The sequence below is a fragment of the Pseudoselenomonas ruminantium genome (genome assembly GCF_900104055.1).
In the GTDB taxonomy this organism is placed as follows: Bacteria; Bacillota; Negativicutes; order Selenomonadales; family Selenomonadaceae; genus Selenomonas_A; species Selenomonas_A ruminantium_C.
The window spans coordinates 47,958-61,738 of sequence record NZ_FNJQ01000007.1 but is presented as its reverse complement, the minus strand read 5'-3'; the positions used below and the strand labels follow the sequence as shown (position 1 = coordinate 61,738).

Below are 13,781 nucleotides of genomic sequence, written 5' to 3'. Positions count from 1 at the left end.
ACGGATGAGGTGTCTTAGGAGGAAATGGAATGATTGAGTTACTAGCCCCGGCGGGCAGCCGGGAGGCTTTGATTGCAGCCGTGGAAAGCGGCGCTAATGCGATCTATATGGCCGGCACGCAGTTTGGTGCCCGGGCCTATGCCAATAATTTTGATGAGGATGGCCTGCGTGAGGCCATCCGTTTTGCGCATTTGCGGGATGTGCTGATCAATGTCACGGTCAATACCATCGTCGACGATGAGGAAATCCCGGCGCTCAAGGAATATCTCTTGTTCCTGCGGGATGCTGGCGCGGATGCGATTTTGGTACAGGATTTAGGCGTGGCCCGCATTGCCCGGGAAATCATCCCCGATATGCCGCTGCATGCCAGCACGCAGATGACGGTACACAGCCTCGAAGGCGTACTAGCCCTGCAGGAACTTGGGTTTTCCCGCGTGGTGCTTTCCCGCGAACTGTCTTTGAAGGAAATTGCCCATATCTGCGCACATTGTGATGTGGAAATCGAAGTATTCATGCATGGAGCGCTCTGTGTCTGCTATTCGGGACAGTGCCTAATGAGTAGCATGATCGGCGGCCGCAGCGGCAACCGTGGCCGTTGTGCCCAGCCCTGCCGCCTGCCCTATACCCTGGTGGATGAGCATGGGGATGATGTGCTCGGAGATCGTGCTGGCAGTTATCTGCTCTCGCCGCGTGACCTCAATACCATCGATGTGATACCAGACCTGATCAAGGCGGGCGTGGCTTCGCTCAAAATCGAAGGCCGCATGAAGCGTCCGGAATACGTGGCAACGGTTGTGGGTACCTACCGCGCGGCTATCGATTTGTATCTGACCGGTCAGGATTATACGATTGACCAGTCAGCGCGGGACAATCTGGCGCAGATTTTCAACCGTGACTTTACGACGGCTTACCTGGTGGACCGTCCCGGCAAGAAGATGATGAGCGACCGCCGTCCCAATAACCGCGGCCTTCTGATTGGCCGGGTTACCGCCTACGACTGGGATAAACGCCTTGTGACCGTGAAGCTCAGCGGGAAATTAGCACTGGGGGATCAGGTTGACTTCTGGGTGAAAGTCGGCGGCCGGGTAACGGCGACCATCAACGAAATGTCAGATGTCAAAGGTCAAAAACTGACCGTTGCAGAAAGTGGCGATACGGTGCGGTTTGCGATTCCCGCTGCCGTCCGTGACCATGACCGGGTATTCAAGGTCTATGATGCTCAGTTGATGGAAAGTGCCAAGGAAAAATATGCCAGCGGTGCGCCCGTGCGGCGCATCCCGATTACGGCAGAAGTCAAGTCTGCTATCGGCGAGCCCTTGACGGTCATCCTGCGGGATAACGCAGGGCATACTGGCCACGGTCAGACGGATTTTATCGGTGAAGCCGCCAAGAAACGGCCTCTGTCCGAAGATGTCATTCGCAAGCAGGTGGACAGACTCGGCACTTCCGTTTACGAATTGACTGAGCTTACGACGGAAATCAACGGCGAAGTCATGGTGCCCATGAGTGAGATCAACGAAGCCCGGCGTCAGGCCGTGGAAGAATTGGATGCACAGCGTTTGGCGCATTATCCCCTGCGGGTGACAGAGCCGGTGCCCTTCAAAGCAGAAAAATTTGCCGGCAAGCTGACGCAGCCGAAACTCATGGTGGCGGTGGACACTCTTGCCAAGCTGCGGGCTGCTATCGACGGCGGTGCGGATGGCATCATCTTCGGCGGGGAATCCTATGAACATGAAGCCCTGACTGTGATGGACTATGAAAAGGCCTGGCATCTGGCGCAGAAGGCTGGTGTCCGTCTGGACTTCAACCTGCCGCGCATTATGCGGGATGATTTCCAACCATTCTTTGAGAAAATCCTGACAGCGGCGAAAAATTTTCCGCCGGCGGCAGTGCATGTTCATAACATCGCTCAGCTGCATCTGGTCAAGCGGCTGACGGATTTTGCCATTCATGCCGATTACAGCCTGATTTCCTACAATAAGAGCACACTGGCCTTCCTTGAGGATTATGGCGTGGCATCCGCTACCTTGTCGCCGGAACTCAAATGGCAGCAGATGGAGGCTCTGGCCAAGGAAAGCAATCTGCCGCTGAGTGCCATTGTGCATGGCCGCCTGGAACTGATGGTTTCCGAATACTGCGTGACGGGCAGTTTCTTAGGCAATGTGGGCGAAGGTGCCTGCAGTCATCCCTGCACGAAAGGGCGGTATGCACTGAAAGACCGCAAGGAGGCATTATTCCCTTTGCGCATGGACCAGTTCTGCCATATGCACGTACTCAACAGCAAGACGCTCTCGATGCTGCCTCATGCCATGAAGTTTAGAGGAGCAGGCATCAGGACCTTGCAGATTGAAGCAAAGGCCATGGAGTCAGCGGAAATCTCCCGGATTGTGGCAGCTTACAGAAAAGCCATGCAGATGCCTGCTAACCTGGACGAAGCCCAGGAAGCGGAACTGAAGCAACAGGAAGGCCTGGATATTACCCGCGGCCACTATTTCCGGGGCGTCCTGTGACCAATATCAAAGTGTTTCGACTATTTTCCTTGACAGTAGGAAAATAATCATGTAAAATTAAATTATCAATTACAGCTGAATAGAAACTCATCCAGAGCAGTGGAGGGATAGGCCCGATGAAGCTGCGGCAACCATCATGAACGTGAAACGGTGCCAATTCCTTTAGGCATAGTCCTAGAAGATGAGAGTAAAGATGAAAGGCTCTCATTTATGAGAGCCTTTTCTTTTTGCCAACGGAGACGAGCTAATTCAGCGCAGCAGTTTATGCTACATTTAAGGAGGAAAGATTATGAGTAAGAAACGCATGCTGTTCACGTCGGAATCCGTAACGGAAGGTCATCCGGATAAAATGGCGGACCAGATCTCCGACAGCATCCTCGATGCCATCCTGGCTGAGGATCCGATGGGCCGCGTGGCCTGTGAAACGATGGTGACGACGGGACAGGTTCATGTCGTTGGCGAGATTTCCACGAAGTGCTATGTCGATATTCCGAAGATCATTCGTGATACGGTAAAGGAAATCGGTTATACGCGTGCAAAATATGGTTTTGACGCCGCTACCTGCGGTATCCTCGTTTCGCTTGATGAGCAGTCCCCGGATATCGCGCAGGGTGTTAATGAGGCAATCGAGTCGCGTGAAGGCGGGATGGATGCCGCTGAAGCCATTGGTGCCGGCGACCAGGGCATGATGTTTGGTTACGCAACGAACGAGACGCCGGAATTCATGCCGCTGCCCATTGCCTTGGCGCATCGTCTGGCACGCCGCTTGGCGGAAGTCCGTAAGGATGGCACGCTGCCGTATCTGCGTCCGGATGGCAAGACGCAGGTTACTATTGCCTATGAAGATGGCAAGGCTGTGGCTGTGGATACCATCGTTATCTCCACCCAGCATGATGAAGACGTGACGCTCGAGCAGATCCGCAAGGACCTCATCGAGCATGTGATCAAGCCGGTTGTGCCCGCCGAACTGCTCAAGGAAGATACCCGTATTTTCGTCAACCCGACGGGCAAGTTCGTGATCGGTGGTCCGCAGGGTGACTCCGGCCTCACGGGGCGCAAGATCATCGTGGATACCTATGGCGGCTGGGCACGTCATGGCGGTGGCGCTTTCTCCGGCAAGGATCCCACGAAGGTGGACCGCAGTGCCGCCTATGCTGCCCGTTATGTGGCCAAGAACATCGTGGCTGCCGGCCTGGCCGACAAGTGCGAGATTCAGCTGGCTTACGCCATCGGCGTAGCATATCCGGTTTCCGTCATGGTAGATACCTTTGGTACCAACAAGGTGGATGAGGAAAAGATCGAGGAACTCGTGAGCAAGCACTTCGACCTGCGTCCGGCCGGCATCATCAAGATGCTCGACCTGCGCCGTCCCATCTACAAGCAGACTGCAGCCTATGGCCACTTCGGCCGTACCGATGTGGACCTGCCCTGGGAACACACGGACAAAGCTGACGTGCTGAAAAAAGAAGCAGGCTTATAATTAAAACATAAGAAGACAGGACTGGAAAAGTGTCAGAAACTTTTTCAGTCCTTTGTCTATATTTGAAGGATATTTGCCAGAAATGTCTAATCATAATACATGGGAAAACTAGTCATCTTGTATTAACGAGAGGAGTTGATTGCTATGCTGGTTTGGATTGAGCGTTTGGGGCGCATGGGAGCAGAGGAGCTGTTTGGCTTCGGCCTGTCTCCAGAAGCGGTTACAGGGGAAATATTGCTCGACTCATTGGGGACTGCCAGAATATGCAAGGAAAATCCTGATATGTCAAAAAGCCAGATGCTGGTGGTGCAGACCATGCTCGACGAGTGGATTCGCGACCTGGGCTACTGCCAGCTGTCCTGCATTTCCGCACCGCATTATGTGGAACCTGAGGACGAGCCTGTGCGGAAATGGCGCCCGCGGGAACTGGACCTGCGGCCATTGAACCTGCCGTTGAAGAGCAATCGTCTGGTGATGGTGCCAGAGGAAGAATGGGCCGTGGCCATATAAAAGATGGGACTGCTGAACTGCAGTCCCATTTTCTTTAGGCAGATGTTTTTTTCCCTTGCAGATAGATAAAGGCGATAAAGGCGATAAAGGCCAAAGCAAAGCCAACCGCGCTGGTGGTCTGACCGCTGGTCATAAAGCCCAGCACTTTTTCCGCATAATCGCCGCGCAGGAACTCCAGGCCAAAGCGGGCGGCGCAGTAGAGCATCACATAGAGGGCAAAGCACTGCCCTTTTGCGTGGTTTACCGTGCCGCGGAAGATCAGCAGCAGGGCGAAGATGACCATATCGAGCTGGCCTTCCCAGATCTCGGCGGGCCACAGAGGCTGCGTGCCATAGGTATGTGCGGCCAATGTGGTGGCAGGGTAGACAATGCCGAAATTGCCGCCCGTGGGGGCCCCGAAGGCATCACCGTTCAGCAGGTTGGCGCAGCGTCCCAGCGCCTGACCTAAGATAATGGCCGGTGCAAGTACGTCCATCAGGTGCAGGGTGTCCAGCTTATGATAGCGGCAGTAGGTGATGCCTGTGAGCACGCCCAGCGTTACACCGCCCTGAATGGCCATGCCGCCCTGCCAGACGTTCAATATCTCCGTCAGATGGTGGGAATAGTAATCCCAGTCGAAGAAGAACACATCCCAGAGGCGCGCGCCCAAAAGGCCTGCCAGTCCGCAGTAGATGCCGAGATCGACGATATATTTTTCGACTCCGCGCCCATCCTGTTTGACCAAGAAATAGCCAACACCAGTGGCCAGGATAATGGACAGGGAAATCACCAGCCCATAAGAACGGATGGGAAAGTCGCCGATAAAGAATAAATATTGATGCATGTGCTTCGTCTCCTAAATTCAAATCTGTCTTAAATTATAACCGAATGAAAAAATTTTTTCCATAAATTTTCCAGCTGACAAGGAAAAACACTTGACAGTCTCTTGGACCTTCGCTATAATAGCCTATGTCAAGGGGGAAACCTTGGCACCTAATTTCGAAGCAGGTGATGACCATGATGGAGCAGTTCTTATATTTGTCCACGCTTTTTGACTTGTATGGGGCACTCCTGACGGAGAAGCAACAGGAATGTTTGCGCTTGCACCTGTTTGAGGACTTTTCCTTGTCGGAAATCGGTGAGGAGCTGGGCATATCCCGGCAGGCGGTTTACGACAATATCCATCGCAGTGAGAAGGCGATGGAGTCCTACGAAAAGAAGCTGGGCCTGGCCTCGCGCTATAACAGGGAGCGTCAGGAGCTGGCAAAAATCTACGAGTCAATCAAAGGGCTAAAGCAGCCGGCCAATGCCAAGGCTGTTGATGAAGTCCTTGACCGATTGGAACCCTATATTGGACAGGGACTCGGTCAGGAGGTATCCGTTTGATATTTGAGAGTTTATCCGACCGTTTGCAGGAGACATTCAAGAAGCTTCGCGGTCATGGCAAGTTGACGGAAGATGATGTCAACGAAGCCATGCGGGAAGTGCGGATGGCACTTCTCGAAGCAGATGTCAACTTCAAGGTCGTCAAGAATTTCATCAAGACCGTCAAGGAACGGGCCATTGGTCAGGATATTTTGGAAACTCTGACGCCGGCTCAGGTGGTCGTGAAGATTGTTGATGAGGAACTTACGAACCTCATGGGCGGCACGCAGAGTCGCATCAATATGAGCCCGAATCCGCCCACCATCATCATGATGGCAGGTTTGCAGGGTGCTGGTAAGACCACTTCCGCTGGTAAGCTGGGCTTGTCCCTCAAGAAGCAGGGCAAACGGCCTTTGCTCGTTGCCTGCGATATCTACCGTCCGGCTGCTATCAAGCAGTTGCAGGTAGTAGGAAAGCAATTGGACATCCCCGTGTTCTCTATGGAGCAGGGTACGGATGCGGTGACCATTGCCAAATCCTCGATCGCTTATTCGCAAAGCCATGCCAACGATGTGATCATCATCGATACGGCAGGCCGCTTGCAGATTGACGAAGCCCTGATGCAGGAGCTTCGCGATATCAAGGCAGAAGTCAAACCACATGAGATCCTGCTCGTTGTGGATGCCATGACCGGTCAGGAATCGGTCAATGTGGCGCAGACCTTCAACGAAAGCCTTGGCTTAGACGGTGTCATCATGACCAAGCTCGACGGCGATGCCCGCGGTGGTGCGGCGCTTTCCGTCAAAGCAGTCACGAATGTTCCCATAAAGTTCGTCGGTGTGGGCGAGAAGCTGGAACCGCTCCAGCCCTTCCATCCGGACCGCATGGCTTCCCGTATCCTCGGCATGGGCGATGTACTTTCCCTCGTGGAAAAAGCCCAGCAGACCTTCGATATGGAAGAAGCCAAGAAAATGGAGAAGAAGCTCCGCAAGGATGAATTCACTCTGGATGATTTCCTCTCCCAGATGCAGCAGGTCAAGAAACTTGGCTCGCTGGAAAACATCTTAGGCATGATTCCCGGCATGGGCGGGCTCAAGAAACAGCTCGAAGGTCAGGATATTGACCTCGATGGCAAGGAGATGCGCCAGATTGAGGCCATCATCCGTTCCATGACGCCGAAGGAACGCGCTGATATTTCCATCATCAACGGCAGCCGCCGCAAGCGTATCGCCATGGGCTCCGGCACCAAGGTGCAGGACGTCAACAAGCTCTTGAAGCAGTTTGGCGAAATGAAAAAGATGATGAAGAAAATGAAAAAAATGCAGAAGGGCAAGGGCTTCCCAGGTCTCGGGGCGCTCGGAAACCTTGGTGGTTTCCCGAAGATGCCGTTCATGCGTTAAATTTTAAATCATTACACTTTCGAAAGGTGGTGAAATTTCATGGCAGTAAAGATTCGTTTGAACCGTATGGGTGCAAAGAAGAACCCCTTCTACCGCGTGGTAGTAGCTGATTCCCGTGCTCCGCGTGATGGTCGTTTCATCGAGATTCTCGGTAACTACGATCCTTCCAAGCAGCCGGCAGTTGTCAGCCTCGACGAGGAAAAGGTTCTTGATTGGATGAACAAAGGTGCTCAGCCGACCGATACCGTTAAAAATCTGTTCAGCAAGCAGGGCATTATGGCTAAGTTCGCTGAATCCAAGAAGAAGTAATTGGAGAGAAGCGACATGGAAAAACTTGTTGCAGTAATCGCCAAGTCCCTTGTGGAGCATCCAGAGTCCGTGGAGGTTTCTTCACGGCAGGAGGACGGGCAGACCGTGCTCAGCCTCCATGTGGCAGAAGATGACATGGGTAAGGTCATCGGACGCCAGGGGCGCATCGCCAAAGCTTTGCGCACCGTGGTCAAAGCCGCGGCCACTCGGGAAAATACGAAAGTCACGGTTGAGATTATTTAAATGAAAAGCGGCAGGATTACCTTTGGGTGTCTTGCCGTTTTTTTGCTGTAAAAAAGAAAGAGAAAAGAGGAACTGTCATGGATTCTATTTCACTGAAAGTGCCTGTAACCATTAAGGCAAAATTAACGGAAAAACTCAAGAACAAGATTCTCACGGACCTGACCGAGGGCATCAACCGCGCTGAGCTCGAAGTGCAGCAGCTCAATATCCAGGAAAAGCGTGTGATGCAGGAAAACCAGCCGGCAGATGCTGAGGCACCGACGGCTGAGGAAATCCAGCGTCTGCAGGCCATTCAGGCTCATTTCGGCGAAGAGCGCAACAAGCGCCTGCAGTTCCGTGAAGAGTCCCTGGCCCGCAAGGAAGAGATGGAAAAGATGGTACTGGGCGCAGAAATCGTGCAGGGCACGCTCGAACATCAGGTAGAAGTTCATGTGGGCGACGATATGCGTGAAATCATGAACGTGGAAGTGCTGGTGGAAGATGACAAAGTTATCGCCATTCGCAGCTAAGAAAAACAAGCGCGACAAGAACCGCGTGACCATCGGCAAGGTAGGCGCCCCCCATGGCATCCATGGAGAAATGCGCATCATCCCGCTGACGGACTTTGTCGAGCGTTTCGAGACCATGACGGAAGTCATGGTGGGCAGTGAAATGCTCCATATCGAGAGCTGCAAGTACCATAAGCAGTATGTGCTGATGAAGTTCAAGGAATATCCTGTCCGTGAAGCCGCTATGAGCCTGACGGGCAGATTGCTGACCGTTGACCGCAGTGAGGCTGCTCCCCTGCAGGAAGGCGAATACTATACCTTTGATATCATCGGCCTGACGGTTTATGATAGCGAAGGCAAGGAACTCGGCAAGGTGGAAAATGTCCTGCGCACGGGCAGCAATGATGTCTATCAGACTCGCCGTACGGATGGCGGAGAACTGCTGATTCCGGCCCTCAAGGCCGTGGTCAAGGAGATTGATGTACCTGGCGGCCGCATGGTTGTCGAGATGCCTGAGGAGATTTCCGATGCGCATTGATATGGTGACCATCTTCCCGGAGATGTTCTCTGGCCCATTCGGTGACAGCATCACCAAACGGGCTGTGGATAACGGCATTCTCGATATCCATTTCACCAACTTCCGGGACTTTGCCGAGGACAAGCATCATCATGTAGACGACAGCCCCTTTGGGGGTGGCGCGGGCATGGTGCTGAAGCCGGAGCCGATGTACAAGGCTGTGCGGGACGTGCTCTCCCGTACGGAAGAATACGCAGCCAACCGCCGCGTGCTGATCATGGATCCGTCCGGTCCGACCTTCAATCAGGCCAAGGCCAAGGAACTGGCAGGCTATGATCAGCTGGTCTTTATCTGCGGCCATTACGAAGGATTTGATGCCCGCATCTATAAATTGGCCGATGAAGCCATCTCCATCGGTGATTTCGTGCTGACCGGCGGCGAACTGCCGGCTATGGTCATCACGGATGCAGTATCCAGAATGCTGCCAGGCGTGCTGGGACATGAGGATTCTGCACCGACGGATTCCTTCTACGAAGGTTTGCTGGAATTTCCCCAGTATACCCGGCCCAGAGAGTTCGAAGGCATGGAAGTGCCCGAGGTACTCCTGAACGGTGACCACGCCAAGATCCGCCAGTGGCGCCGCGAGCAGTCCCTGCTTGTGACGAAGAAACACCGGCCTGACCTTCTGGACAAAGCAGAACTGTCGGATAAAGACAGGCAGTTTTTAGCAGAAAATGAATAATATTCTGTGCGTGGGAAATATTCTGAGAGAACATAATTCCTGTAATGTGTGCTGGATATATAACCTCAAAAGGCCGCCTGTTGCAGACGGCCTTTTGAGTTGGGAAAATTATAAATTCTTTTCCGTTGATGTTTGACGGATGTTTTTTCAGATTCGTGTATATTCTTATTGAAAAAATCCTGCCATAATGATAGGATAGTGTAGTGACCAGTCAATTTGACAAGTCAATTGACCGGTCAAATTTTATGGAGAGAGAAGAGATATCGATTATGCTCAAGAATATTTGTGCCGGTTTGGTGGGGGCAGCCTTGTTGACCAGTGGGATAAGTTCCTATGTAGCTGCAGAACAAGCAGATCATGTTCCTACTTTTGCGGATATGTCCGTGCAGATCAAGGAACCGACGATGGAGGAAAAAGCGGCAGCAATAGCTGCGGGACAGGCTCAGGTGGCAGCCCAGCAGCCTAAGGCAGAGCCGGAGGAAAAAGCGGCGCAGCCAGCACCTGCACCTGCTGCTGAAAATAAACAGGAAAAACCAGCTCCGGTAGAAACGGAAAAACAATCGCAGGAAAGAAAGATTTCCATTAACCTTGCAGCCCGTTCGCTGGCATTGTTTGAAGGCAACAAGAAAATCCGCCTGTATCCCATTGGACCGGGCAAGGCTTCCACGCCGACTCCGGTAGGCTATTACAAGATCGAATCCAAGGATTATAATCCCACCTGGACAGATCCTGCTACGGGCAGAAGCATCCCTTCCGGTCCGGATTGCCCGCTGGGTTACCGCTGGATGCAGATTCGGGGCAACTATGGTATCCATGGCACCAACCGTCCCAATTCCATCGGTCATTATGTATCCAACGGATGCATCCGCCTGCATGAAAAGGATATAGAAGCACTGTTTGATCTGGTGAAGATCGGCACGCCGGTAGAAATCACCTACAACCGTGTCGTGGTTGAGAAGCTCGATGATAATACCGTTGTTTACTATATCTATCCGGATGGCTATGGCTGGCAGAACCTCAATGTCGAAGATGTCAATAAGTGGCTGGCCGGTTATGGTGTAGCCAACTTCGTCAGCAACGAAGATATTGAAGCAAAAATCAATGCTTCCGATGGCGAGCCCACCTATGTGGCCAAGGTTTATCCGCTTTATGTCAATGGCGAGAAGATGAAGAACAAGGCCGTTGAACAGGATGGCGTCATGTATCTGCCGGCGATTGATTTGGCCGATGCAGCGCATGTGAACCTGGGCTGGGATGCTGCTGCGCAGAAGCTTATCAGTACGCTGGGAACAGCTCCGGGCGTAGACAAGAAGGATGTGCTCTACTGCAAGGCAGCCGATGCCAAGACGCTCTTCAAGCTCGGCGGTACTTTGGACAATAATAACTATGTCATGAAATTCGTTCCGGTGGAAACGCAGGAAACTGTAACGACCAAAACGGATGAGAAGATCGATGCAACGCAGAAAATCGATCATAGTGCTGAGCAGGCTGAAGCCAAAAACGATGCCAAAGCGGACGTGAAAAAGGAAAGCAAGGCAGAAGTCAAAGGCGAGTCGAAACAGGCTAAGGAAGAAAAGACCAAGTAATTAGCAGAAGTAATTGAATAGGAGGAATTCGCTTGAACCAGCGTTTTGTGATTTTGGACGGCAGCAGCCTGATGTATCGTGCCTTTTATGCGCTGCCTGACTTGACGGATTCCCAGGGCCATCATACCAATGCCATCTTCGGTTTTTCCAATATGCTCACGAAGCTGTTGGGAGAACTGAAGCCGGACAAATTGGTCATTGCCTTCGATAAAGGCAGGAAGACTTTCCGCACGGAACGGTATGCTGACTACAAGGGAACCCGGGACAAAACACCGGAAGAGCTCCTCGCCCAGATTCCGCTGCTGCATGAATTTGCAGCAGCTTTTGGTATCTCATTTATCGAAAAGGAACGCTATGAGGCCGATGATATCATCGGCACATTGGCGACAAAGGCGGCAGGAGCAGGTCACGATGTTTTGGTGGTGACAGGAGATAAGGATGCCCTGCAGTTGGTGCGACCTAATCTGAAGGTCCTGCTGACCAAGAAGGGCATTTCGAATCTGAAAGAATATGATGAAGCCGCTTTTCAGGAAGAATATGGCTTTGAACCCATAAAACTCATCGACTATAAAGGATTGATGGGGGATACCTCGGATAATATCCCTGGCGTGCCCAACGTAGGGCCGAAGACCGCAGGGAAACTCCTGATTGCCTATGGTTCGTTGGAGGGCGTCTATGAGCATATCAACGAAATTTCCGGCAAGAAGCTCAAGGAGAATCTGGTGAACAACCGGGAACAGGCCGTACTATCCAAGGAACTGGCTACCATTGAATGCCAAGTGCCGGATATGGAACTGGCTTGGGACAGCTATGCCATCACCCCCGACCATGAAAAGATGCGTGCCTTCTGTGATGCTTATGAACTGAAGGCCGTCTGGAAGAACTTCACTAAACTCTACGGCGAAGGGGCAGATAATCCTGTGCTGGAGTTCGTTATGCCGGAACCCGTGGCAGCTGATTTAAATTATACGCAGCTGCAGGGCGAGGAACTGCAGAAAGAATTGACAGCTGCAGACAGTCTGGCGCTTAGCGCTATCTTTGCTGCGGAGAAGCCCTTTGCCCAGGTGCAGGCGTTGCTCATCTGTACTTTGCCTGCGCAGAAATTGATCCTGGTGGATAAGGCAGAGGATATGACCTTGGTCAAGGGAATCTGTGCGCAGAAAAATACGGTGGTCTATAACCTCAAGGCCTTCTATCAGGCAGGTTTTGTCCCTGCAAAGTCCTATTTTGATGTGGAACTGGCGGCGTATCTTTTGAATCCGGAGGCCAGCAAATACGAAATGGATCGCCTGATGGCTATGTATCTGCCGCAGGAGACCAAACCGGAAAGCTTTGCCGATGAATACGAAGAAGCTGCCTGGCAGGCGCATATACTGGCAGCCTTGCAGCCTATCCTTATGACTAAGTTACAGGAATTGCAGCTGGACAAACTTTACCGTGAAATCGAACTGCCGCTCGTAGAGGTCCTGGCTGCCATTGAACAGAATGGTATCTATATCAACCGGGATGAGTTGGACAAGAAAGGGCAGGAACTGGAAATCCGGCTGAAATCCCTGCAGGAAGATATCTATGTACTGGCTGGGATGGAATTCAATATCAACTCGCCCAAACAGTTGGGGGAAGTCCTGTTTGAACGCTTGGAACTGCCGCCGGTGAAGAAGACCAAGACCGGTTATTCCACCAATGCGGAAGTGTTGGAAGCTTTGCGGGACAAGCACCCAATCGTGGAGCAGGTCCTGCATTACCGCACGCTGAGCAAGCTCAAATCCACCTATATCGATGGCCTGCGGGATTTGATTGGCCAAGAAGGACGCATCTATACGACCTTTAATCAGACCGTGACGGCTACGGGCAGGCTCTCCAGTTCGGATCCGAACCTGCAGAATATTCCCGTGCGTACGGAGGAAGGCCGAGCCATCCGTGCGCTCTTTGAACCAGGTGAAGGTTATGACTGCCTGTTATCGGCCGACTATTCCCAGATAGAACTGCGCATCCTGGCTCATGTGTCTCAAGATGAACGCTTCATAGATGCATTCCGCCAGGATCAGGATATCCATGCCCGCACGGCTTCGGAAGTATTCAATGTGCCGTTGGAAGCAGTCAGCAGCCAGCAGCGCAGCCATGCTAAGGCAGTCAACTTCGGCATTGTCTACGGTATCAGCGATTTTGGCTTGGCCAAGGATCTGCATATTGCCCGCAAGGATGCCAAGAGCTATATTGATAATTACTTTGCCCGTTATACTGGTGTTAAGAAATTTATCGACGATATTGTGGAAAAAGCGCATGCTGATGGCTATGTGACGACAATCTTTGGCCGCCGCCGGGACCTGCCGGCCATCAACAGCCGCAACTTCATGCAGCGTTCCCTGGCTGAGCGCATGGCCATGAATACCCCGATTCAGGGCGCAGCTGCGGACATCATCAAACTGGCCATGATTGCCGTCTATCATAAGCTCAAAGAAGCCAACGTCAAGAGCCGCATTCTCGTACAGGTTCACGATGAACTGGTGCTGGAGGTAATCGATGGCGAACGGGAACAGGTGGAAAAAATCCTCAAGGAAGCGATGGAGCAGGTAACGGCATTATCCGTGCCCTTGGTCATCGATATCCATGCAGGGAAGAATTGGGCGGAGGCGAAATAAGATGCCGGAA

Annotated in this window: 13 protein-coding genes and 1 riboswitch; of the genes, 12 read left to right on the top strand and 1 reads right to left on the bottom strand. The window is 52.4% G+C overall.

Annotated elements, in window-relative coordinates:
* The first annotated feature begins 29 nt into the window (after positions 1-29).
* The 3 genes from BLQ59_RS04725 to BLQ59_RS04715 all read left to right on the top strand — a co-directional run bounded on the left by BLQ59_RS04725 (position 30) and on the right by BLQ59_RS04715 (position 4,500).
* Positions 30-2,510 (top strand): U32 family peptidase, encoded by a 2,481-nt coding sequence (locus BLQ59_RS04725; RefSeq protein ID WP_074571775.1) that lies wholly within the window; start codon positions 30-32, stop codon positions 2,508-2,510.
* Positions 2,511-2,594: 84 nt separating this feature from the next.
* Positions 2,595-2,698: riboswitch (SAM riboswitch) on the top strand.
* A 101-nt stretch (positions 2,699-2,799) separates the two neighbouring features.
* Complete coding sequence (gene metK, locus BLQ59_RS04720) at positions 2,800-3,990, top strand: methionine adenosyltransferase (RefSeq protein ID WP_074571774.1); 1,191 nt, start codon at positions 2,800-2,802, stop codon at positions 3,988-3,990.
* A 144-nt stretch (positions 3,991-4,134) separates the two neighbouring features.
* Positions 4,135-4,500 carry a hypothetical protein gene (locus tag BLQ59_RS04715; protein ID WP_074571773.1) on the top strand — a complete coding sequence of 122 codons (366 nt, stop codon included), beginning with the start codon at positions 4,135-4,137 and terminating at the stop codon, positions 4,498-4,500.
* Between the two features lie 34 nt (positions 4,501-4,534).
* On the opposite strand, the gene lgt is transcribed toward BLQ59_RS04715, so the two are convergent.
* Positions 4,535-5,323, bottom strand: a complete 789-nt coding sequence (gene lgt / locus BLQ59_RS04710; RefSeq protein WP_074571772.1) for a prolipoprotein diacylglyceryl transferase — start codon at positions 5,321-5,323, stop codon at positions 4,535-4,537.
* A 173-nt stretch (positions 5,324-5,496) separates the two neighbouring features.
* Between lgt and ylxM the strand changes: the two genes are divergently transcribed.
* The 9 genes from ylxM to polA all read left to right on the top strand — a co-directional run bounded on the left by ylxM (position 5,497) and on the right by polA (position 13,771).
* Entirely contained in the window at positions 5,497-5,865 is a 369-nt protein-coding gene (gene ylxM / locus BLQ59_RS04705; RefSeq protein WP_014424634.1) for a YlxM family DNA-binding protein, read from the top strand.
* On the top strand, positions 5,862-7,244 hold the full coding sequence (gene ffh, locus BLQ59_RS04700; protein WP_074571771.1) for a signal recognition particle protein: 1,383 nt from the start codon (positions 5,862-5,864) through the stop codon (positions 7,242-7,244). Before ylxM ends, ffh begins: the two co-directional genes overlap by 4 nt.
* Before the next feature lie 39 nt (positions 7,245-7,283).
* Positions 7,284-7,553: a 30S ribosomal protein S16 gene (gene rpsP, locus BLQ59_RS04695; protein WP_074571770.1), complete on the top strand. Its 270-nt coding sequence runs from the start codon at positions 7,284-7,286 to the stop codon at positions 7,551-7,553.
* A gap of 15 nt (positions 7,554-7,568) precedes the next feature.
* Complete coding sequence (locus BLQ59_RS04690) at positions 7,569-7,796, top strand: KH domain-containing protein (RefSeq protein WP_014424637.1); 228 nt, start codon at positions 7,569-7,571, stop codon at positions 7,794-7,796.
* 77 nt (positions 7,797-7,873) lie between these two features.
* On the top strand, positions 7,874-8,305 hold the full coding sequence (locus BLQ59_RS04685) for a YlqD family protein (protein WP_074571769.1): 432 nt from the start codon (positions 7,874-7,876) through the stop codon (positions 8,303-8,305).
* Positions 8,277-8,822 (top strand): ribosome maturation factor RimM, encoded by a 546-nt coding sequence (gene rimM, locus BLQ59_RS04680; protein ID WP_074571768.1) that lies wholly within the window; start codon positions 8,277-8,279, stop codon positions 8,820-8,822. The genes BLQ59_RS04685 and rimM overlap by 29 nt, the downstream gene beginning before the upstream one ends.
* Positions 8,812-9,543: a tRNA (guanosine(37)-N1)-methyltransferase TrmD gene (gene trmD / locus BLQ59_RS04675; RefSeq protein WP_074571767.1), complete on the top strand. Its 732-nt coding sequence runs from the start codon at positions 8,812-8,814 to the stop codon at positions 9,541-9,543. The genes rimM and trmD overlap by 11 nt, the downstream gene beginning before the upstream one ends.
* A gap of 269 nt (positions 9,544-9,812) precedes the next feature.
* On the top strand, positions 9,813-11,129 hold the full coding sequence (locus BLQ59_RS04670) for a L,D-transpeptidase (RefSeq protein ID WP_074571766.1): 1,317 nt from the start codon (positions 9,813-9,815) through the stop codon (positions 11,127-11,129).
* Positions 11,130-11,161: 32 nt separating this feature from the next.
* Positions 11,162-13,771, top strand: a complete 2,610-nt coding sequence (gene polA / locus BLQ59_RS04665; RefSeq protein ID WP_074571765.1) for a DNA polymerase I — start codon at positions 11,162-11,164, stop codon at positions 13,769-13,771.
* Positions 13,772-13,781: the final 10 nt, after the last annotated feature.

Bases quoted from the DNA above. Each gene is read 5' to 3' on its own strand.
- BLQ59_RS04725 (WP_074571775.1), top strand. From the start codon at position 30: ATGATTGAGTTACTAGCCCCGGCGGGCAGCCGGGAGGCTTTGATTGCA.
- metK (WP_074571774.1), top strand. From the start codon at position 2,800: ATGAGTAAGAAACGCATGCTGTTCACGTCGGAATCCGTAACGGAAGGT.
- BLQ59_RS04715 (WP_074571773.1), top strand. From the start codon at position 4,135: ATGCTGGTTTGGATTGAGCGTTTGGGGCGCATGGGAGCAGAGGAGCTG.
- lgt (WP_074571772.1), bottom strand. From the start codon at position 5,323: ATGCATCAATATTTATTCTTTATCGGCGACTTTCCCATCCGTTCTTAT.
- ylxM (WP_014424634.1), top strand. From the start codon at position 5,497: ATGATGGAGCAGTTCTTATATTTGTCCACGCTTTTTGACTTGTATGGG.
- rpsP (WP_074571770.1), top strand. From the start codon at position 7,284: ATGGCAGTAAAGATTCGTTTGAACCGTATGGGTGCAAAGAAGAACCCC.
- BLQ59_RS04690 (WP_014424637.1), top strand. From the start codon at position 7,569: ATGGAAAAACTTGTTGCAGTAATCGCCAAGTCCCTTGTGGAGCATCCA.
- BLQ59_RS04685 (WP_074571769.1), top strand. From the start codon at position 7,874: ATGGATTCTATTTCACTGAAAGTGCCTGTAACCATTAAGGCAAAATTA.
- rimM (WP_074571768.1), top strand. From the start codon at position 8,277: ATGACAAAGTTATCGCCATTCGCAGCTAAGAAAAACAAGCGCGACAAG.
- trmD (WP_074571767.1), top strand. From the start codon at position 8,812: ATGCGCATTGATATGGTGACCATCTTCCCGGAGATGTTCTCTGGCCCA.
- BLQ59_RS04670 (WP_074571766.1), top strand. From the start codon at position 9,813: ATGCTCAAGAATATTTGTGCCGGTTTGGTGGGGGCAGCCTTGTTGACC.